Origin of the sequence: Streptosporangium lutulentum, from assembly GCF_030811455.1 — a bacterium.
Taxonomy (GTDB): domain Bacteria; phylum Actinomycetota; class Actinomycetes; order Streptosporangiales; family Streptosporangiaceae; genus Streptosporangium; species Streptosporangium lutulentum.
Map to the genome: position 1 here is coordinate 9,152,208 of NZ_JAUSQU010000001.1, position 21,018 is coordinate 9,173,225.

A 21,018-nucleotide genomic window follows, 5' to 3' on the forward strand; every position below is an offset into this window, starting at 1 on the left:
CGTCACGGCTGGTCATCACCTCTGCGATGACCAGCCGTCTCGTCTGTTCCTGGACGGCTCGCCGCTTGTGCCGCGCCTTGTTCGCCCTGGATTGTGAACGCTTTCGTGCGATCCGCCCGATCACCGGCCAAGCATGTGAAAGCCCCCGAAGAGCTGTTGCCCGGGTCCTTGGAGGAGACGACCGCCGGCTGGTACCCCGAGCGGGGACACCCCACCTGCCAGCCTGGAGAAGCCCTGACGGGATGGATCGCGGCTTTCCGGATCACCGGCTCACGTTCTCGCGTCATTCGAGCTGGTGGTTGAGGCAGATCCATGACGCATGATCTCGCGTGTTGATACGGCGGGCACTCGTTGGGAATGTCCGCTGTCCTTTCGCTGATTCCAAGGAATCCTGCCCGATGTAGTACATAAGTAGTACAGTGGGCGCATGGAGGCTACAGCACGTGAGTTCAACCAGCAGTCTGCCCGGATCCTTGCCGCAGCCGAGCACGGGGAAACCGTCGCGGTCACCAAGAACGGCCGCCACATCGCCACACTGGTGCCTGCCCACCAGGCCGATCCGCCGCCCCCGTTTCCTGTCGACCCCATGGGTGACGACGACCTTCCCCTGTTCGACGGACCTGCCGATCTCTCGGCACGGGCTGACGCGCTTCTCGCTGAGGGATTCGGTCTGTGACTGTTCCTGTCGCCATCGCCGACACCTCCGCACTGCTGGCGATATTCAATCGCCGCGACGTGGAGCATGAGGCCTGTGTCAAGGCTCGCGCCCAGGTAGGCCATCTGGTCATCTCCCCGCTTGTCCTCGCCGAGCTCGACTACCTGATCACAAGCAGGGTCGGCCAGCACGCCGCCTTCGCGGTTCTCGACCACATCATGGGCAGAATCGATGTGAAGAGGTACGAGGTGCCCGAGGTCTCTCCGTACCTGCGCACCGCCCGCGCGCTCATGGCTCGCTACGGGACGATGAACATCGGCCTGACCGATGCCATGAACGCGGCCCTGGCGGCCGAGTTCCGAACCGACGCCCTCTTCACGTTGGATCGTGAACACTTTCGTGCGATTCGCCCGATCACCGGACACGAATGTTTTCGCCTTCTCCCCGATGACATCTGAGCAGTCCTTCAGAGTCGCGAGGCTCAGGTTTCCTGGTCGGTCAAGGCGAGGTCGCGTTCGGCGAGCGCGGCGCGCAGGAGGCGGATGGCTTTGGGCCCCATGCCGTGCAGCCGCAGGAGTTCTTGCTCGGTGGCGGAGGCCACCTGGGCGAGTGTCGTGTAGCCGGCCGCTGCCAGGGCTCGGCGCGCCGGCACCCCAAGGTTGCTCGGGATGTCGTCCTTGCCCTGGCTCTGATCCGTCACGATGTCTCCTTGATCAGGTCGGCGATCTCGTGGTCTCTTCCGTCGGACTCTGTCGCATGACGATCACGGCCGGGGTGAGCTGAGAGCCTACGACGGCATCCGCCGCCACGAGCACGCGACAGCCTCACACCATCGTCGGCCTCATCTGGCATCGTCGGCACTGGGACGGCTGATCCGTCTGACAAACGGTCTGCCTCCGTCCCGCCTCCGTCCCGCCTCCCAATGGCCGGCGCTGACAGATGAGGGGGACTCGGTGAAGCCGCTCGTGCTCCTGGACGTGGACGGGGTGCTCAACCCGCAGAGGCGCTCCTTCTTGCGGTTTCGACGCTACGAGGTCGTCATTGACGGCGAGGCGCACGGGATCCTGCTTGATCCTCGGCACGGAGCCAAGCTGGTGGCGCTGGCTCGTGACACCGGCGCCGAGCTGGCCTGGGCCACCAGTTGGGAGCAGCACGCCAACACCGAGATCAGCCCGCGCATCGGCCTGCCCCACCTGCCGGTGATCACCGTGGCGGGCGATCTGACCTCATGGACCGGCGAGCATTTCAAGACCCGGCCCGTCGCCGACTACGTACGGCACCGCCCGTTCGTCTGGTTCGACGACGACCTCACCCCCGCCGACCAGAACTACCTGCGCGCCCACCCCGGCGTCGGCGCCTTCCTCCTGATCGACGTCGACCCCCGAACCGGCCTCGCCGACCACCACCTCGACCAGGCTCGCGACTGGCTCATCACGACCGTTTCGAATCAGGGCGATGCCCAGGCGTGACCCGCACGAAGGGATAACTCTTCGGCATCCTCGGGATCTTCAGCACCGGAATCACCTTTTCAACTACCGGCTCATCGCGGACATCGATCGTCCCGGCATCCGAAGACGCGAGTGCCCGCTTCGTATCGCACTGGCCGCCGCGTTGCTGTGGGCATGTCTGCCGAGGGAAGGGCTGTCGTCGTATCAAGGATCGTGGCCGTCTCCGGATGAGCGGGCCGAGCCGCGCGAACTCATACGGCCGTTGCCGGAGGCGGTCCCGGCGAATTACCGAGCTCTTTTCTCTTCCCATGCCGACGGATCGAGGAAGGATAGATTTGGTGGAGCTCCATTATGCCAGTGACTATGACCTGGGGATTTCCAGTATGGCCTGAACGGCGACAGGGAAGGTTCGCTCTTCACGATGGGATTCATCCCGGGGATGAATCCCTGAGCTCTGATCTCCGTCAAACTTGTTCAGCCCCAATCGCTGACTGACCGGAACTTCGTCCCTACCCTTGTCGTTGATCGATCCGATGACCTCTTCCCGCATAGCGAGGGCCTTTGTCACTGATCAGGTTACGGCTGGTCTGCTTGGTCACGTCTGTATTCATGGTCGCCGGATGTTCCGGCACGATACCCGTTTCCACTCACAGTGAAGCTCCCACCGTTCCTCAGCCGACTCAGGATTTCGTGGAGGATGGGGAGGACGTGGAGGACGAAGAACGGGGGTTCGTTGAGATCTGCGTCACGAAAAAGGCGCGGGTACGGGTCAACTATCGGGGTTGTGATGACGCGCAGTCCGGCGTTGTCTGGTACTTCCTCCCGTTGAGCGCTCGGGCACCCGCCACCGGATCGAAGGCGAAGCGTGGCTCACTCAAACAGCCGCCCGGTAGTTCGTACCGGGTCCCGGCGAAGGGCGGCATCGGCTCAGAGGTGAGGATTACCGATGTTGAGGACCGTGTTAAGGTCTGCGTTTTCAAAAGTACGCGAATCCGGTTCTCTGATATCAGATGCGATGACGGCGAGAAGGGTTACGACTGGTACTACATCCGAATCGACGGCTATGTTCCGGGAGTAGGCAAGAAGGCCGAGGACGGCTCCTTCCAGACGCCGTACGCGGATCCGTACAGCGCTCGTAGGAACGGTGGGGATGCGACCAAGGCCGCGATCGGTTACGAAGACCCGAACATGCCTGAGGTCGAGGAGGAGGAAGAAGAGGAATACTGCACCACAACCATTGACGGTGAGTGTGTTTCCACTAACCGTTGCACAAGAACCGTGAACAGCGTTTGTGTCGAGAACGAGAACGGCTCCTTGGGGTCAAGCTCCAGCAGGTGCAGTAACGTTTTTGCGAATAAACGTTGGACGCGTCGCTGCTAAGCGATCGGTTGGCCGCCGGCGCAGACCGGGGCTGTGATCACGGTTGTGGACGCCTGACGCCACTCGGGAGATGTCCTCACACCTCGGCTCTCCGCTGTTCCGGAGACGGCCTGAAGGCAGTCGGCAGGATCCCGTCATCGGACGGAATCCTGCCGACTGCGTACTTGGCGTGGCTGTTCCACACCTCCGGCACGGTGACGGTCCCCGCGATCGCATCGCGTGATGCCGGCACGCTCAGTGCGTGACTGTGCGGTGCGGGCGGCTAGGTCGTGGCGAGATCCTCGTGAGGGTTCGCCGTCCAGCGCCGGATTCCCTGGGCCGCGCCGGCGGTGACGAGCGCGAGGGCCACCAGCAGCGCGCTGACCCACAGTGGCGAACGGTAACCGAGTCCCGCGCTGATGGGGATCCCACCGAGCCAGGGGCCGATCGCGGCGCCCACGTTGAACGCGGCCGTGGCGAACCCGCCGGCCAGGGTCGGCGCCTTGGTCGCCGCGTAGAGTGCCTGCGAGATCAACGTCGATCCGACGGCGAACGCCAGGGTCCCCTGGACAAGGACGAGCACGATCGTCGCCACCGGGTTCCCGGCGGTCACCGCGAACACCACCCAGCCGATGAGCAGGGCCACCCCGCCGGTCACCAGGAGGGGGACAGGTCGCACATCGGCGATGCGACCGCCGAGGGCGACACCGAGGAACGAACCCAGGCCGAAGAGCGCCAGCATGGCGGGCACCCATGCGGATTCGATTCCGGCGACGACGGTGACCAGCGGCGCGAGGTAGGTGAACGTGCAGAACGTCGCGCCGTTCACGAGGGCTCCCAGGAGCAGGGTCACCAGAAGCCGCCGATCGCGCAGCGAGCTCAGTTCCCCGCGCGCGCTCGTGTGGGTGGAGCCGGAGCCACCGGCCGGGACCGCCCGCAGGATCGCGATGACGGCCGGCACCGACACGATGGCCACCGCCCAGAACGCTGAGCGCCATCCCCACAGCTGACCGAGCAGCGCACCGGCGGGAACGCCCACGACACAGGCGATGGTGATGCCACCGAGCAGGATGGAGGCGGCGCGGCCCTTGGCGTTCGGCGCGACCATACCGGTCGCGGTCGTCAGAGCCACCGCCAAGAACCCGGCGTTGGCCAGCGCCCCGACGACCCGCGTGGCCAGCAACACCCCGAAGCTGGTGGTGATCGCGCCGAGGACATGGACGAGCAGGAAAACGATCAGGAAGGTCAGGAGCGAGCGACGGCGTGACCAGCGCAGGCTCAGAATCGTCATCAGCGGCGCGCCGATGACCATCCCCACCGCGAACGCCGAGGTCAGAAATCCCGCGGTGGGGATGGACACGTACATGTCTCGCGCGATGCCCGACACGAGGCCGGACAACATGAACTCGGACGTTCCCTGGGCGAAGACCGCCAGTCCGAGCAGGTAGACAACGAAGGGCATGACAAAACTCCGCAACCACATCGTGGATCGGTAAGGAGGCGGTAGGCCGCGGCGGCACCCGCATCGACGCCGGAAGAACGACCGTCCGATCGGGGGCGCGGCTACCGCGCGGAAGAACCTGCCGGCGTCACGGAGGTGACGCACGGTTCAGGTCGAAGAGAGCCCGCTCTACAGTGATCCGGCGGCAGTGGTCGCAGACGGCAACGACCGCGGCCTCATTGGCCACGGAGCTTCAACGCGACGACGTGGGCAGCCACCGGACGACCGGTGGCTGGAGTCTTGACGCCTCGGGGCTGGACATGGGCGCAAACTAGCAACCCCGAGCACACCATGTCCAACCATTTAGCCGCGAGCTTCGCGAACGGTGGGACTCCCGCCCCTCGGCTCATCGGCGTGAAGCGGCTTGGATTTCTGAAAATCCCGAAAATGGTTACGGATCGTGCTATAAAAAAAGCGCTCCGTCACCTATGTGTGCAAGATAGGCACCCAGGGCGGATATGTGCGTTGAAAGCGTGGACGCGCTCTCGGCGCGCCCACGGTTCTCACGGGGAGGAGAGCTGATGGAACGCGAGCCCAACCGATCACTCCAGAGGCTCATCGTCGAAGCGGGTTTCACCCACAAGGGGCTGGCTCGCCGGCTCAACGATCTCGGGGCGGCTCGCGGCCTGTCCGGTCTGAAATATGACCACAGTTCTGTTCTGCGCTGGATCGCCGGTCAACGGCCGAGAGACCCCGTTCCGGGACTCCTCGCCGAGATCTTCGCACTCCGGCTGGGCAGGACCGTCAGTACGGAGGATCTCGGCCTGCCGGCCGTCTCGACGCCTCTTGACCTGGGACAGGAGTTCACCCACACGTGGCAGGAGGGGATCGCGACCGTGACAGCACTGTGGCGCGGGGATGTTGAGAGACGCAGGTTCCTGATCGACTCCACCTTCGCGATCGGAGCCGGATCCACCGGAGCCCTACGCTGGCTGACCCTTCCCATGGAAGGCCGTACGGCGGGGACGGGCACCCGGCAGGTGGGCATGGACGACATCGCCGCGATCCGGGAGGTCACTCGATCTTTCGGCGAGCTGGACAACCGGTTCGGTGGAGGCCGGGTTCGTTCGGCGGTGGTGAGATATCTGGACACGGCGGTCGCGCCGTTGCTCAACGACGGTTCGTACGGCGAGAGCACCGGCAAGGCGCTGGCCTCGGCCGCGGCCGAGCTGACCCGGCTGGCCGGGTGGATGGCCTACGACCTTGAGCAGCACGGCCTGGCCCAGCGCTACCTGATCCAGGCGCTGCGCCTGGCCAGGGGAGCGGGGGATCACGGGCTCGGGGGGGAGATCCTCGCCGGGATGAGCCATCAGGCCATATACATAGGGCAACCCGCACACGCCCTCGACCTGGCCAGGGCCGCCCAGCTCTCCGCCCGCCGGGCCGCGGTCTTCGCCCTGCTGGCCGAGGCGCATGTGCTGGAGGCCCACGCGCACGCGGTGCTGGCGGATCGCGAGGCGTGCGCGAGGTCTCTGCACGAGGCCGAGCTGGCCTTCGACCGGCGTAAGGCCGGGGGCGAACCCGACTGGATCGCCTACTTCGACGAGGCCTACCTGTCGGCCAAGTTCGCCCACTGCTTCCGCGACCTGGGTGACGGGCCTGGGGCCGTGCGGCACGCGAGGCGGTCGCTGGAGATGGACGGGCGTTACGTCCGGGGCCGGATGTTCAACCTGTCGTTGCTGTCGGCAGGACTGGTCAAGTCCGGGGAGTTGGAGGAAGCCTGTACGGTCGCCGCCGACGCGCTGGATCTGGCCGGTGGCCTGCAGTCGGCCCGTACCCGGTCCTACGTCACGGACCTGCGCAGACGGCTTGATCCCTTCGCCGGGGAGCCGTTGGTGAAAGCGCTGAACGAGCGGGCGAGGGAGCTCAGCTCCGCCTGACGTCGCGATGGCAGCCGAACGGATGAGGGGCCCGGCGTCAGCCGGGCCCCACTTTCGTGCCGCGTCGGGATTTTCTGTTCCCCGTAAAAGGCCGAGGGCCCCGGCGTGTGCCGGGGCCCTCGGATGATGCTGGGGTGAGTGCGAGGTTTGGACCCTCGCTCTCGGGTGATCGTCGAGTAGCTACTACTACTTGGTGACGATCGAGCCGGACCACACAGCGGCGGCCTGGTTGTAGACAGCCGCGGTCTCGCCGTCGAAGTACGCCGAGGTGTTGGTGTCGATACGGCCGTCCTTGTTGGCGTCGCCGAACAGGCTGGTGGCGCCGTTGACGTAGCCGAGACGCTTGGCGCTGCTGTACTTGACGAGCCACGGGGCGCCATCGGAGCCGGTGGTCATCGAGCACTTCAGGCCAACGTGCTCTTCGACCTTGTCGGCCGCGGAGACGTACTTGGTGGCAGCGGTCTTGCCGTAGCACCACTTGGGCGTAACGCCGGTGAAGGCCTTGTTGCCGTCGGGGTGCGCGCCGGCCGGGTAGCCGAAGACGTAGACCGTCTGGCCGGGCTTCTGGTTCCAGGTGAAGCCCTGGCCGCCGACGTTGTCACCAAGGCGACCAGCGTCCTTGATGAAGTCGGAGGCGAGGTAGTAGGTCTCGACCCAGTAGGTGGTCTGGACCGTCGACTTGATCCACTTCTTCACGAAGAACTGCTGCTTGAACCAAGCAACGTCGTTCTTCTTGTCGTCCTGGGTCGTGGTCAGCTTCAGGCCGAGGGGGAACTTGCCGTCCGCCTTCTGAGCAGTAAGGGCGTCGTACTCGTCCTTGCTGATCGCGACCGGCTGGCTCTTGCTCTCGTACTTGCTGTTGTTGTCGACGCTCCAGTCCTTGCCACCCACCGCGTCGCCATCAGGCGCAGCGTTGTAGGTCGCCTCGGAAACCTCGACGGAGCTCAGCTTGACGCCGTCGTGGCCGTTCGGGAGCAGGTACTTGTCGAGCTCGCCCTTGTCCCGAGCGTCCTTCGGCATGGCAACGGTCTCGACCTTGGGGTCGACATCCTTGCTCTTGTACGGGCCAGCCTCGCCGTACTGGGCAACGCCCTTGGCGTACTGCTCTGCGGTGATCGGGGTCTTCTTGACGAACTTGCCAGTCTTGGCAGCGTCGAACTCCGACTTCTTGACTTCCTTGGTGGTGCCGCCACCGACCTGGATGCCGTTGTAAACGGTCACGAACGCGTAGTCGCGGTCGCGGTCGTTGTAGACGGAGAAGTCGTAGTGGGTGTAGGCGGTCTTGCCGACGTAGATGCCCCACGGGGTCTTGCCCTGGTAGTAGCCGGGGACGAAGACCCAGTTGTCCATGACCGAGGAGTTGGTCTTGTCGTCGTAGGCGCAGTGACCGGCCGTGGCGACCAGGTTGCGGTACTTGGACTGGATCGAGGTGGCGGAGCACCACTTCAGCTGGTTCTTGGCGTCAACGAAGAACACCTTGCCGATGGACTTCGGCAGGTTGACGTTCTTGACGACCGAGGTGGTGGCCTTCTCCTCACCGATCGGAGCCACGACGCCGGGCTTGCCGTCGGGGGTGTAACCGCCCGAGATCTTCAGCGTCGAGGCCGGGGTGGTCTCCGTGGTGTAGGCGGTGGCCTGGGCGAGACGGTTGGTCTTGCCGTTCTTCTTGACCCACCAGTTGGCGACCTTGAGCGCCGAGGGGGCGTCCTTGGCCATCGTGTCAGCGGCCCAGTCCGGGGCGGCGCTGGCGCTGGCGGTAGCGGCGCTGACCAGACCTGCGGCCAGCATGCCGGTGGCGAGGATCGCGCCGCCGGCGGGGAGGAGGATGCGCTTCAAGGGAAACTCCTTGGTCTGATGTGGAACGCTTCTTGCGTCCCATGCGTCAGTAAAGGGAATGCCAGAAACATACAGTGTCGATCTTGGGAACCGGAAGCCGATTCGGCAGGGAAAGATCCCGCCTATGGCTCCGAGATGCTTTCGTGATGTTTGAGCGACCCTGAAAACGTTGTTGCGTTTGTGGTTTGCGCGCCATGTTTGCCCAGATGGGCACAGTCTTGTTACGAGAGTTACCGATGTGGCGTGAACACTCCGGTACGCTAAGTGATGATTTCAGTGTGACGCAGATCACATGGAACCGATGGCACCGATTCGACGGTGGCTACGTCTAACGACCCCATCGGGCTCCCGGAGCGAAGCCGCAGACCCCCCGAAACGGCCGCGGGACCCGGCGCACGCGCCGGGTCCCGCGGGGGTGAGACGGGGAGGGGCGGGGATCCCCCGCCCGGGGCTGAGAGCCTCTCGGGGCTACTTCGTTTTCTGGCTCGCCGCCCACCGATAGATGACGAGGGTCGAGGCCTTGAAGTACGGCGAGGAGATCTGGTCGTAGATCCGATCGGTGTCGGTGTCCCAGGTGAAGCTGTTGACCCCGTTGAGATAGCCGACGGCGTACTTGGTGTTGTAGGCGATCAGCCACGGTCCGCCGCTCGCCCCGGCGGTGAACCTGCACTTCAGGGCGATGCCCTCCTCGACCAGCCGGGTGGGGGCCTGCTGCCTGGTCGTGAGCCCGTCGCACGACTTCAGTTGCTGGCCGTCGAACGGCCGGCTGCCGTCGATGTTGGGAGCGGCGGGGTAGCCGAAGGCCCGGGTGTACAGGCGGACGCCGCGGTTGACGGCCAGACCCTGTCCGCCGACGTTGTCCTCCAGGCTCCCGACGTTCTGCATCTCGTAGGTGCCGGCCGTCTTGCCCGGCTTCCACACGAACCCGTCGTGCACGGTGACGAACGCGTAGTCGTAGTCGTAGTCGCCCTTGCCGACGAAGCTCTCGTGCAGGTTCAGAGAGTGGCCGACGTAGATCCCGTAGGGGGTCGCACCCTTGTTGTAGCCCGGAATGAAGATCCAGTATTCGGCGTGCTTGCCCTGCTTGGCGTCGTAGGCGCAGTGCCCGGCCGTGGCGACCAGGTTGCGGTTGGCCGCCGCCACCGACGAGGCGGAACACCAGTAGTCCTTGCCTCCGATCTGGAAGAACACCTTGCCGACGGTCACCGGTGCGATGCCGCTGGCCGGGGGCCTCTTCTTCGGGAGGGTGGGCTTGATGAGCTGCGAGGAGGTGCTGGAGTCCGTCGCGGTCGTCGTCAGGGTGGTGTCCGCGGTGGAGGCCGCCGTGGCGGTGGCGGTGGCCGTGGCGGTGGCGCTCGTGCCGGTGGGCGTGGGGGAGGCCGAAGGAGTGCTGCTGCTGGACTTCATCTCGGGGCTGGCCGGGACGTTGTTCATGACCTGCTTGAGCTTGGCCGGGTTCCAGTACTCCGCGACCCGCTTCATGTCGGCGCTGCTCTTCGTCAGAGTGATCGATGTGACGCCGTTGGGCACCTCGTTGTAGGGGTTGGCCGCAGCGCTCCCGGCGAACGCGGACGTCATGGTCACACATGCGGCGACCAGGGCACCGAGTGTGGCCGTGAGCCGCCGTGCACGGGGAGACAAGAGGACCGTTCCTTTCCAAGGAGTTCAGAGTGCAGCAAGGTACTAATGGGTGATTTTTTCAGATCAACTTACTTTTGGGCAGTTCGATTTGCCGATCCGCTCTCAGTCCGTTACCTGGCCAGTCTGTCTCCGGGGGCATAAGAGGCCCGTGAAGACCTCGAAAGGGCCCGGTGGATACCGGGCCCTTCCACGCTCAGGAGACGCTGAGGTTAGGCCGGAAGCTTCCCGGTCCAGAGGTTGGCGGCGTACTTGTAGATGCCGTAGGTGTCACCGTTGAAGTACGGGGTGGTCACGCGGTCGTAGCGGCCGTTCTTGTCGCTGTCGACCGTGAGGCTCACGACACCGTTGAGGTAACCGGTCCGCTTGCTGCTCTTGTACTGGAGCAGGAAGGGGCCACCGCTGGCGCCGGGGGTGAAGGCGCACTTGATCGCCTGCTGCTCCTCGGCCTTGTACGCCGAGACGACGGGGGCGGCGCCGGTCGTGCCGTAGCACCACTTCTGCGTCTGCCCGGAGTACGGCTTGTCGCCGTCCAGGTGAGGAGCGGTCGGGTAGCCGAAGGTGAAGACCTTCTTGCCGAGGCTCTGGTTCCACATGAAGCCCTGGCCGCCGACGTTGTCGCCCAGACGGCCGGCGTCGGCGAGCGTCACCACGAAGAACCGCGTGTAGTAGTAGAGCTCCTTCACGCTGGTCTTCACCCACTTCTTGACGAAGTACTGGGTCTTGTACCAGGCGATCTCGTTGCCGTTGGCGTCCTTGGGGGCCTCAAGTTTGGCGAGGACCTTGCCGTCGGCCTTGTCCTTGACCAGCTGGTCGTACTGCTCCTTGCTGATGGCCACCCGGCCGTTGGCGTCGCTGAAGCGCTCGAACCTGGCGTGGTTTTCCAGGCTGTTGGCGGCGGCGGCCTTGTAGGTGCTTTCGGTGACCTCGACAGAGGTCAGCTTGACGCCGTTCCGGCCGTCCTTGATGTAGTCCTCAAGGTACTTCTCGGCGTCGGCGGGCTTGCCGATCGTCTGCACGTCGGGGTCGGCGGACTTCTTCCAGTACGGGCCCTTCTCGCCGTACTTCTCGATCCCCTTCTCGAACTCGGCCTGGGAGATCGCCTTGTCCTCGGTGTACTTGAAGGACTTGGTGGCCGCGTACTGGGACGCGGTCACCTCCTTGACACCGGTCTGCTTGATGCCGTTGTAGACGTTGACGAAGGCGTAGTCGTAGTCGTAGTCCTCGTAGACCGTGAAGTCGTCGTGGGTGTTGACCTTGGCGCCGACGTAGATGCCCCAGGGAGCCTTGCCCTGGTAGTAGCCGGGGATGAACACGAAGTTGCTGAAGGGCTTGTTCGTGTCGGTGTCGTACACGCAGTGGCCGGCGGTGGCGACCAGGTTGCGGTACTTCGACTGCACGGAGCTGCCGGAGCACCAGCGGGTCTTGCCCTTGTCGTCGATGAAGAAGACCTTGCCGACGGTGATCGGCAGGTTCAGGTTCTTCGACATGCCCGCGGACTTGCCGCCCTCACCGGTGGGGGCGACGACGCCCGGCTTGCCGTCGGCGGCCGCCTTGGCGGCGCCGGTCTTGGTGAGCTTGGAGGAGACGGTGGAGTCGGCGAGGTAGGTCGTCGCGGACTTCAACCGGGAGGAGGTCCAGTAGCCCGCGATGGCCTTCGCGTTACCGGAGGTGGTGAGCGCCGTGGTCTTGGCGTCGGGGTCCGACTTCGCCTGTGCCGCGGTGGAGAGGGATGCGCCGATCACGGAGGTGACCATGAGGGCCCCTCCGAGAGGGAGGATCAGGCGCTTTGCTCGGGGGTTCAATTTAGCTCCTTCTGCGTCGTGGGTCACTCGAGAGTCATGGATCACTCGGGACGCAATCCACACATGAGCAAAGAGTCAAGTGGTGACCGTACTAGGCAAAGATGGGTTAAAAAGTTACAAATCGGGCAAGCATTCGGACCGATATGATTTTGTTATCAAATCGGGGGAACCGAAGATCCCTGACTCGCGTCTGCTTGACCATGTGTGGGGTCGCATGCCGTACGTGGGTGTGACCTGCGGAAACGCCGGAGTCGGTTGTTGCCCGGCCGGGGCGGTCACGGGAAGCTGAGCGGACATCCGACGTCACGCGTTATCGGGGGATCTCATGCGATGTCTTCTCTGTCTGGCCACTGCTGGACTTTTCCTTCTCTCCGGTACGGCCGGCGCGGTCGCGGAGTCCCCTCCCTACGATCCCCGCCCGTCCTCGGATCCGACGATCCCGCCCGACTCGGATGGCTCCGTCGGGAACGGGCCGGTTTCGAGTGCGGTCGAGCCTCCACGCAACGTGAAGACGCTCGTGCTGAGCATCGCGAAGGGAGACGAATCAGCACCCGTGGCGCGTTATGCCCTGCTCCAGTGCGATCCGCCGCGCGGCACGCACTCCGATCCCGAGTGGGCGTGTGAGGTGCTGGAGGAGGTGGGAGGTCATCCCGCCGATCTCAAACCGCGACGGGAGGTGGCCTGTACGTTGCAGTACGACCCGGTCACCGTGAGCGCGACCGGGATCTGGAACGGCCGCTTCATCCGATTCGAGCGAACCTACGGCAACACCTGCATGCTGTTGGCCGAGACGGGCCCGGTCTTCGCCTTCTGGAATTCCGCGGGCTGGGGCCCCAAGGGTTCACGGCGTTCTCAGCCCCAGGGGGACACGGGAGCGGTCGCGACCGCCGAACCGCTGAGGGCGAAGAACTGAAGGACTGAAGGGCCCGATCCGAGGATCGGGCCCTCGCCGTCGCGGCCGGCCGAATGGCCTTACAACCGGCCGATCGAGCAGGTTACTTGGTCCAGCGGTTGGCGGCGGTCGTGTAGACCTTGTGGGTGTCCCCGTTGAAGTACGGCGAGGAGATCTTGTCGTACCGGTCGTTCTTGTCGGTGTCCCAGGCGATGCTGTTGACGCCGACCAGGTAGCCGGTCCGGGTGGAGTTCTTGTACTTGAGCAGCCAGGGGCCGCCGCTCGCGCCCGCGGTGAACGCGCACTTGAAGCCGACGTGCTCCTGGACGTTGTACTTCGGTGCGGCCGGCATGGCGCCGGTCGTGCCGTAGCACCACTTCATGGTGCGGCCGGTGTAGGGCTTGTCCCCGTCGGGGTGCAGGCCGGCCGGGTAGCCGAAGGAGAAGACCGTGCTCTTGACCTTCTGGTTCCAGGCGAAGCCCTGGCCGCCGACGTTGTCGCCGAGCCGGCCGACGTTCTTGATGAGCGGCTTCCACTTGCCGTCGGCGCCCTTCTCCCAGTTCACCTTGAACCCGGAGCTGACGTTGACGAAGGCGTAGTCGAAGTCGTAGTCCTCCTTCACGACGAAGTCGTCGTGGGCGTTGAACCACTTGGCCGCGTAGATGCCGTAGGGGTTCTTGCCGTCCCACGCCTGGTCGCCGTCCCAGTAGGACGGGATGAAGATCCAGTTGTCGTAGAACTGGTTGGTCTTCACGTCGTACACGCAGTGCGCCGAGGTGGCGACCAGGTTGCGGTACTTGCCCTGGACGGAACTGCCGGAACAGTACTTCCAGCTCTTCGGGTCCGCGAGGTTGGCCTTGGGCAGGGTGAAGAAGACCCGGCCGACGGTGTTGGGCAGGTTGACCTGCTTGCTCTTGATCGTCTTCGTGCCCTCACCGCCGATCGGTGGAACCGATCCGCCGGGACCGTCGGGGCCCGCGGCGGTGGAGGGCGCGCCACCCTTGACGCTCAGGTCGAGGTCGTCGGTCGCGTCGGTGGCCTTGCGCATCCGCTCCGGTGACCAGAAGGAGGTGGCCTCCGTGGGCGTCTCCGAGGCTTGGGAGCTGATGACGTCGCTGGGGGCCGTGCCGGCGTCGGCACTGGTGGTGGCGCCGATCACTCCGGCGATCATGAGGATGCCGGTGAGGGGGATCGTGAGGCGCCGTGCTCGGGAATTCAATGGAGCTCCTTTCGTTCTCGGCATGAAGACGGGACACCTTCGTGCCAGGAAAACGATCGGAACGTTACTGAATGGATCAAGCACGCGGAGAGGGAATGACGCGAAAAAGTCTGAGATGGTTCCGTTCGATGCGCTCTCGTTATTAAAATAGCAATTAGTTATAATTTAACTGATTGGCATTCTCGCAGGTCAGAGTGTGTTTTTGATGTCCTTCACGACACCGCTGACACCATCGGTACCATCGATTATCGACGGTTTCTCAAGCAACTCGGGAAACTTCGGACTATTAACTCGAATCACGTTCTGGTTGGATGTCCCCATGAATGGAGATGTCAGCATCCCCCTCCCCGGCGGTACGGCTCCGAGGTCGCCCGGCAGGGCCGCCACGGGAGAACCGGGGCGCCGGCCGTACCTCCCCCGGAAAGCGGCCTGAGACATGGCCGACGGCGGACACGATATCGTCGAGCCCCCGAAGGGCGCCGGGCGCTGGATCGGGTTCGCGGTGCTGGCCGCGCTCGTGGCCGTGCCGGTGATCGTGCTGATCGGCCGGCAGCCCGAGGAGCCCCCGGAGATCGTGTTGCCCGTGGTCCCTCAGCCTCAGGTCACCGTGAAGAGCGTTCCCAACGCCCTCTACCCCGAGCCGCGCCACAAGGGCGGCAGGGAGATCCTGGACGTGGTCTTCCCCGACGGCTCCAAGGCCGAGGTCGGCTACCCCGCCGGGCTGGACCTGGCCAAACTGGGAGTACGGCCTGCTCAGGGGGGTTGGCTGGACGGGCACAAGGATCGGTACCGGCAGTTGACCGCGCCCGCGGGAGGGCCGGCCGGAGTCTCCATGGGAAGGCCGATGATCCGGCAGCTGACCGAGCAGGTCACGCTCTGGCACCCCATGAGCTCCGCCGAGGGGGAGACGCTGCTGTTCTCCTACGACCCCTGGTACATGGCGCTGCGCGATGAGAAGGACGGCATGCCCTTCGAGCAGCGGCTGCTGTGGGCCGAGAACCTGAGCGGCACGGTGACCAAGAGCGGCTATCTCGTGCTCGACGCCAAGCCCCCGGTACGGCTGGCGCGGGCGGGAGAGGGGCTCGGAGGCGAGCGGGTGGGACCGCAGCTCTGGTTCGGCGGGGCGAGGGAGGCTTTGCTGGTGCTCGCGCCGGTGCCGGGCTGCGACGTCGAGTCGATCGAGCTCTCGGTCATCCAGCAGCGACGCCGTTTTTCCGCCGAGGCCTGCATGGACGGGGTGTACGTGGCGATTTCAGGAGAGCGCGGGTTCGTCCAGCGGGCGATCGACGGCATCGTGATCAAACAGGTGGCGTAGGGTGCGGCCATGTTCGCTGTAACCGCCACCCAGATCGATCCCGACAATCCTCTCGCCGGACTCACGCTCGGTGAACGCCCCGAGCCCAAGGTTCCCGAAGGCTGGACCACCGTCACGGTGAAGGCAGCCTCGCTCAACCATCACGACCTGTTCACGCTCAAGGGCGTGGGCATCCGCCAGGACCAACTGCCGATGGTGCTCGGCGGTGACGCCGCCGGACTCGACGAGGAGGGCAACGAGGTCATCGTGCACTCGGTGATCGGCAGCGGCGCCGACGAGACGCTCGACCCGAAGCGATCCCTGCTGTCGGAGAAGTACGACGGCACCTTCGCGGAGCGGGTGGCCGTCCCCCGGCGCAATCTGGTGCCCAAACCCGCCGCGCTGAGCTTCGAGGAGGCGGCCTGCCTGCCGATCGCGTGGCTGACCGCCTACCGGATGTTGTTCGAGAAGGCCGAGCTGGAGCCGGGCTCCACCGTGCTGGTGCAGGGGGCCGGCGGCGGCGTGGCCACGGCGCTGATCACGCTCGGCCGGGCGGGAGGCTACCGGGTCTGGGTGACCAGCCGATCGGAGGAGAAGCGGGCGCGGGCACTGGAACTCGGCGCCGACCAGGTCTTCGAGAGCGGCGCCCGGCTGCCCGAGAGGGTGGACGCGGTGATGGAGACCGTCGGCCAGGCCACCTGGGCACACTCGCTGAAGGCGCTGCGTCCCGGCGGCCGGATCGTGGTCTGCGGCGCGACCAGCGGCGCGGTTCCCCCGGCCGACCTCAACCGGGTCTTCTTCCTGCAACTGTCGGTGATCGGCTCGACCATGGGCACCCGTGACCAGTTGGGCAGGCTCGCCCGCTTCCTGGAGCAGACCGGAGCCCGTCCGCTGATCGACCGGACGCTCCCGCTGGCCGAGGCCCGCGAGGGGTTCGCCGCCATGCACGAGGGAAACCTCTTCGGAAAGATCGTTTTCACCCTTCCCTAGCGGACCGTCCTACTCGCGGGCGCGCTTCGGGCCACAGGGTCCTCGGCGGCCTCGCTCCACGGCGATCTCCGCGGGAGCGCGGTTCGCGTCTCCCGAGAGGCCGACCGGAGATTCGCTCCAGGGAATCCCTCGCGAGGGCGTTCCGGGTCTCCCGGGGGTTCGCTTCACGGCGATCTCCGTGTGAGTGCGGTCCGCGCTTCTCGGGGGTCGGCCGGAGATTCGCTCCAGCGTGATCTCGGCGGAAGTACGGCTCGCGCCTCCGCGCGGGGCGCGAGCCGTACTCGTCTCAGAGCCGGCTGATCCGCACGGCGTCGGCGATGACGTGGCCGGTGCCGGAGGTCCACCGGCTCACACCGACGACGTTGTAGTCACCGGCGTTGAGCGAGAAGGTGCCGATGCTGCGCCAGCCACCGCCGCCGGAGCGCTGGTCGACGTACACCGTCTGGTTGCCGCTGGACGTGGTGACGATGTAGGGCGCGGAGCTGTTGTAACCGGGGTCGGACGGATACCAGACCTCGACGCGGTACGTGCCCGTGGTGGGGATGGCCGCCCGGTACCAGGCGGAGTCGCTGGCGGACACCGGGCCGGCGAATCGGTAGTCGGCGCCGTTCCGCTGGCTGGAGTAGGCGGAGGTGCCCCAGTTCGCGCTGGCGGTGAACTTCCCGGCGGTGGCGTTGTCGACGGTGACCGACCACGACGGAGGGGTGGTGCCGCCACCGGTCACGTACTGCATGTACCTGGTCCAGTCCCAGTTCGAGCCCGGGTCTGTGTGCGTCGCACCGGGCACCTGGTTGTGCCCGATGATGTGGTTGCGGTCCTTGGGGATGCCGTACCGGTCGCAGATGTAGCGGGTCAGCGCGGCGGAGGAGCGGTACATCGCGTCGGTGAACCACGAGGCGTCGTTGACGAAGCCCTCGTGCTCGATCCCGATGGACCTGGTGTTGTAGTTCGACGCGTGCCACGCGACGTCCTTGTTGCGGACCATCTGCGTGACGGCGCCGTCGGAGGACCGGACGACGTAGTGGGACGACACCCTGGAACTGGGGTTCTGGAACCAGGAGATGGTGCCCGCGTACGACCCCTGGGTCATGTGGATGACGACCCGGTCGATCGCGTTGCTCGTCGGGCGGTTGGAGACGACGTAGTTGCTGGTGCTCGCGGCCACCCAGCTCCCGTTCGGGTAGTCGGGGCTGACGGCGGCCGTCGCGTTGAGGTCGGCGGTCCGGGCATAGGCGCCCAGGTCGGCATGGACCTCCTGCGGGGCGACCGTCACTCCGGCCGCCTTGAGGCCACTGCCGAGAAACCGGTAGACGGTGTCGGCGTAGAGCCGGGCGACCTCGGGGGTCGAGGCGTTGCCGTACTCGGCCACGGCCCCGTACCACCGGCCCGCGTCCTTTCTGGCCGTCGCGTCGAGCCCGAGCTTGTCGGCGTGGGAGCGCAGGACGGCGGCGCCGCCGAGGATGTTGGCCTCGGTGTCGGTACGCAGCTTCGCGGCCGGCACTCCCGTGAGCTCGGCCGCCTTTTCGAGGGAGTGCGTGGTGGGGTTGCTGACCAGGTGCATCACGCCGTAGCCGCCGCTCGCGCTCGGCGCGCCGTCGTGGCCGTCGAGGTGGGTCTCGGAGTAGGCGAGCGCGACGAGCAGGTCACGAGGCACGTCGTGGGTGGCAGCGGCGCGGTCGAACGCGGTGGCCAGGGGCGTTTCGGGCGCGGCGACCGCCGGGCGGCCGGTGAAGACCAGGAGAGAGGTGAGCAGGAGGGTTGCGGTGGCGGCTAATCGGGTGCGGGCAAATGTCACGATCGCTCCTCGAACGGGGGGTGCCGACCGATGCAGAGTAAGTGCTTTTCGTGACAAATGTCGATAATTGACATTACTGGCGAGTTAGAAGAAGATTTCCGCCGCCGGTCGCGGTCGCCGCCACCACCGCTGCCGCTGCCGCTGCCGCTGCCGCCGTCGCCGGTCGCGGTCGTCGCCGCTCGCGGTCGCGGCGAGGACGGCGGACGCCGGTCAAAGCCCTGAGATCAAAGCTCACTGGTCAAAGCCCTGAGGCCAAAGCCCTGAGATCAAAGCCCCGAAGGCCAACGTCCGGGAGGTCACCGCGTGGGCGAGGAGTCAGGGCAGTTCCGCGAACCGTTCGACCTGGTCGATCTTCCCCGCGATGATGATGATGTCGCCGTAGGCCAGGACCGTGCCGGCGCCGGCGTAGGTGAACTCCTCGTCCGCGCTCTTGACGCAGACCACCGTCACCCCGTACTTGCGGCGCAGGTTGGACTCTCCCAGCGGGACGCCGACATACTCGCGGGGCGGGCGGGTCTTGACCAGCGCGTAGTTCTCGTCGACTTCCATGTAGTCGAACATGCGCCCGTTGAGCAGGTGTGCCACCCGCTCTCCCATGTCGTGCTCGGGCAGGATCACGTGGTGGGCGCCGACGCGCTGCAGGATACGGCCGTGATTGTGGTTGACGGCCTTGGCCCAGATGTCGTCGATCTCCAGCTCCACCAGCAGGGAGGTGGTCAGGATGCTGCCTTCGAGATCGGTGCCGATGGCCACCACGGCCCGGTAGAAGTCCGGCACCCCGAGCTGGCGCAGCGCCTCGAGATCGGTGGAGTCGGCGGCGACGACGTGGGTGAGCCGGCCCGCCAGGCTCTGCACGAGCTTGGGCCGGCTGTCGATGGCCAGTACCTCGGTTCCCCTGCGGGTGAGCTCCAGGGCCAGGGAACTGCCGAAGCGGCCGAGCCCGATCACCACCACGGGGTCGTTCCTAGTGTCGGCCAACGATGGTCCTCTCCTCGGGAAGCCCATGATGGCAGGCGTTTTCGCGCGGTGCGAACGCGGGAAACGGGTGGCGGGGGCGGGCGCGGGCCGTACGGGAGGGTTATCGGAGCGCGTCGCGGATACGGCGGGCGGCGTCGTAGAGCGCGTCCTGCGCGGCGGCCAGCGTCTCCTCGCTCACCCGCGCGTTCGCCGCGTCCTGGCGGACCTCTTCGACGAAGTCGGCCAGCATCTGCCCGAGCCGGGCGTCACTGTCGCGTGAGCCCTCCCCGGTGAAGGTGTCGGCCCAGATGCGCTTCCAGTCGTGCTTCCACTCGTTGGTGTGACGCTGCCACTCGCGCTTGTGTCGTTGCCATTCGGTCTTCTGGCGCTGCCACTCGGCCTTCTGCTCGCGCCAGGACTCGCGCTGGTTCTGCCTGGTCTGTTGCTGATCCTGGTGCGGATGGTGCTGCTCGTCCTGTTTCGCGCCCTGGCGCACGTCGCGCGCCATCTGGGTGAGCTCCTCGCGCAGCGACTTGACCGTGTCGCGCACGTCCTCCTTGACCTCGCGGGCGATGTCGCGGACGGAGTCGGAGATCTCCTGTTCGAGATCGGCGAGTTCGTCGAGTCGCGCGTTCAGCTCGGCGCGGCCCTGGTCGGTGATGGTGAAGACCTTCTTGCCGTCCACGAGCTCGTGGGTGACCAGGCCCTCCTCCTCCAGGCGGGCCAGGCGCGGGTAAATCGTGCCGGGCGAGGGGGAGTAGACGCCGAGGAACCGGTCCTGGAGCAACCGGATCACCTCGTAGCCGTGGCGGGGGCTCTCCTCCAGCAGCTTCAGAAGGTAAAGCCGCAACCGCCCGTGGCCGAAGACCGGGCTCATACCTGTTCTCCCTTCAGGAGTGTGACGTCGGCGGAGACGGTGCTCACGGTCAGGGAGGCCATGCCGCCGCCGATCCGGCCGGTCAGCGTCTTGCCGCCCTGGGCGAGCTTGGGAAAGGCGGTGCTGATCCTGCCGGAGGTGGAGCGGATCGTGACGTCGGTCTCGACCGTGTGCGGAAGCCGGAGCACGATGTCGCCCGTGACGCTGTTCATCGTCACGTGACCGGTCGGCGGCAGCTCCAGGTCGGCGGTGATCCGGCCGGAGACGGTGGTGGCACGCAGGCGGCGGGGTGTGCCCTGCGCCACGGTCAGCTCACCGGAAATGCTCTTGAAGGACAGGTCGCCCACCAGGCCGCGGCTCTCCGTGGTGCCGGAGACGGTGTCGGCGTGGATCTCGCCGCTCACCCCGTCGAGCACGATCTCGCCGGAGACGCTCCTGACCGAGGTGAGGCCCTCGAAGCCGGTGACGACGGCGGAGGCGGAGACGACTCCCACGTTGACCGGGCACTCCTTCGGCACGGTCAGCGTCAGCGTCGCCGTCCGTTGCCCGGGACGCAGCCAGCCCAGCAGACCGTCCCAGGTCAGGTCCTTGTAGGTGACGGTGAGTGTCCCGTCGTCCTCGTGGGTGACGATCAGCGGGGGGCTGCCGACGTCGGTGACCTCAAGGGTGGGAGGGCCGTCGCTGGCGAGCACCGCCAGCCTGCCTGCCACGATGCGTACGTTGAGCTTGCTCACGGACTCGAAGGTGAGCTGCTCCGGCTTCTCGATGGTCCATTGCCGCATGGTCACGACCTCCTTGTGTTGAACACGATATGTCGCGTCATGCGAGGGGTCAAGATATATCGCGTTTTGCTCTCTGGTCGCAGATCTTGT

General features: G+C 65.9%; 18 protein-coding genes. 8 read left to right on the plus strand and 10 right to left on the minus strand.

The window, feature by feature from the left end:
- The first annotated feature begins 427 nt into the window (after positions 1–427).
- On the plus strand, positions 428–676 hold the full coding sequence (locus J2853_RS41340) for a type II toxin-antitoxin system Phd/YefM family antitoxin (RefSeq protein ID WP_307566924.1): 249 nt from the start codon (positions 428–430) through the stop codon (positions 674–676).
- Complete coding sequence (locus J2853_RS41345; RefSeq protein ID WP_307566926.1) at positions 673–1,113, plus strand: PIN domain-containing protein; 441 nt, start codon at positions 673–675, stop codon at positions 1,111–1,113. Before J2853_RS41340 ends, J2853_RS41345 begins: the two co-directional genes overlap by 4 nt.
- 23 nt (positions 1,114–1,136) lie before the next feature.
- Here the strand turns inward: J2853_RS41345 and J2853_RS41350 are convergent, their stop codons facing one another.
- Positions 1,137–1,355: a helix-hairpin-helix domain-containing protein gene (locus tag J2853_RS41350; protein ID WP_307566928.1), complete on the minus strand. Its 219-nt coding sequence runs from the start codon at positions 1,353–1,355 to the stop codon at positions 1,137–1,139.
- 253 nt (positions 1,356–1,608) lie between these two features.
- Between J2853_RS41350 and J2853_RS41355 the strand changes: the two genes are divergently transcribed.
- Together J2853_RS41355 and J2853_RS41360 are read left to right on the plus strand one after the other, a co-directional pair.
- Entirely contained in the window at positions 1,609–2,124 is a 516-nt protein-coding gene (locus J2853_RS41355) for an HAD domain-containing protein (protein WP_307566930.1), read from the plus strand.
- Between the two features lie 669 nt (positions 2,125–2,793).
- Complete coding sequence (locus J2853_RS41360; RefSeq protein ID WP_307566932.1) at positions 2,794–3,483, plus strand: hypothetical protein; 690 nt, start codon at positions 2,794–2,796, stop codon at positions 3,481–3,483.
- 262 nt (positions 3,484–3,745) lie between these two features.
- Here the strand turns inward: J2853_RS41360 and J2853_RS41365 are convergent, their stop codons facing one another.
- Entirely contained in the window at positions 3,746–4,924 is a 1,179-nt protein-coding gene (locus J2853_RS41365; protein ID WP_307566934.1) for a Cmx/CmrA family chloramphenicol efflux MFS transporter, read from the minus strand.
- Positions 4,925–5,484: 560 nt separating this feature from the next.
- On the opposite strand from J2853_RS41365, the gene J2853_RS41370 reads away from it, so the two are divergent.
- Positions 5,485–6,843: an NsdA family TPR-like regulatory protein gene (locus tag J2853_RS41370; protein WP_307566936.1), complete on the plus strand. Its 1,359-nt coding sequence runs from the start codon at positions 5,485–5,487 to the stop codon at positions 6,841–6,843.
- A 186-nt stretch (positions 6,844–7,029) separates the two neighbouring features.
- Here the strand turns inward: J2853_RS41370 and J2853_RS41375 are convergent, their stop codons facing one another.
- The 3 genes from J2853_RS41375 to J2853_RS41385 form a co-directional block, all read right to left on the minus strand.
- Positions 7,030–8,679 carry a trypsin-like serine peptidase gene (locus J2853_RS41375; protein WP_307566938.1) on the minus strand — a complete coding sequence of 550 codons (1,650 nt, stop codon included), beginning with the start codon at positions 8,677–8,679 and terminating at the stop codon, positions 7,030–7,032.
- Between the two features lie 468 nt (positions 8,680–9,147).
- Entirely contained in the window at positions 9,148–10,320 is a 1,173-nt protein-coding gene (locus J2853_RS41380) for a trypsin-like serine peptidase (protein WP_307566940.1), read from the minus strand.
- 209 nt (positions 10,321–10,529) lie between these two features.
- Positions 10,530–12,122, minus strand: a complete 1,593-nt coding sequence (locus tag J2853_RS41385; protein ID WP_307566942.1) for a trypsin-like serine peptidase — start codon at positions 12,120–12,122, stop codon at positions 10,530–10,532.
- A gap of 325 nt (positions 12,123–12,447) precedes the next feature.
- On the opposite strand from J2853_RS41385, the gene J2853_RS41390 reads away from it, so the two are divergent.
- Positions 12,448–13,035 (plus strand): SSI family serine proteinase inhibitor, encoded by a 588-nt coding sequence (locus J2853_RS41390; RefSeq protein WP_307566943.1) that lies wholly within the window; start codon positions 12,448–12,450, stop codon positions 13,033–13,035.
- 82 nt (positions 13,036–13,117) lie between these two features.
- Here J2853_RS41390 and J2853_RS41395 read toward each other — a convergent pair whose 3' ends face one another.
- The gene (locus tag J2853_RS41395) at positions 13,118–14,233 is read right to left on the minus strand and encodes a trypsin-like serine peptidase (RefSeq protein WP_307566944.1); all 1,116 of its coding nucleotides are present in this window, start codon (positions 14,231–14,233) and stop codon (positions 13,118–13,120) included.
- 436 nt (positions 14,234–14,669) lie between these two features.
- On the opposite strand from J2853_RS41395, the gene J2853_RS41400 reads away from it, so the two are divergent.
- Both J2853_RS41400 and J2853_RS41405 read left to right on the plus strand, forming a co-directional pair.
- On the plus strand, positions 14,670–15,548 hold the full coding sequence (locus J2853_RS41400) for a hypothetical protein (protein ID WP_307566945.1): 879 nt from the start codon (positions 14,670–14,672) through the stop codon (positions 15,546–15,548).
- A 9-nt stretch (positions 15,549–15,557) separates the two neighbouring features.
- Entirely contained in the window at positions 15,558–16,517 is a 960-nt protein-coding gene (locus J2853_RS41405; RefSeq protein ID WP_307566946.1) for a zinc-binding dehydrogenase, read from the plus strand.
- A 286-nt stretch (positions 16,518–16,803) separates the two neighbouring features.
- Here J2853_RS41405 and J2853_RS41410 read toward each other — a convergent pair whose 3' ends face one another.
- From J2853_RS41410 to J2853_RS41425, 4 genes are all read right to left on the minus strand, one after another.
- A complete protein-coding gene (locus tag J2853_RS41410; protein WP_307566948.1) occupies positions 16,804–18,312 on the minus strand; it encodes a golvesin C-terminal-like domain-containing protein in 1,509 nt (502 codons plus the stop codon).
- A gap of 315 nt (positions 18,313–18,627) precedes the next feature.
- The gene (locus tag J2853_RS41415; RefSeq protein ID WP_307566950.1) at positions 18,628–19,290 is read right to left on the minus strand and encodes a potassium channel family protein; all 663 of its coding nucleotides are present in this window, start codon (positions 19,288–19,290) and stop codon (positions 18,628–18,630) included.
- A gap of 100 nt (positions 19,291–19,390) precedes the next feature.
- Positions 19,391–20,146, minus strand: coding sequence for a PadR family transcriptional regulator (locus J2853_RS41420; protein ID WP_307566952.1), 756 nt, complete (start codon positions 20,144–20,146; stop codon positions 19,391–19,393).
- Positions 20,143–20,928, minus strand: a complete 786-nt coding sequence (locus tag J2853_RS41425; RefSeq protein WP_307568991.1) for a DUF4097 family beta strand repeat-containing protein — start codon at positions 20,926–20,928, stop codon at positions 20,143–20,145. The genes J2853_RS41420 and J2853_RS41425 overlap by 4 nt, the downstream gene beginning before the upstream one ends.
- Between the last annotated feature and the right edge of the window lie 90 nt (positions 20,929–21,018).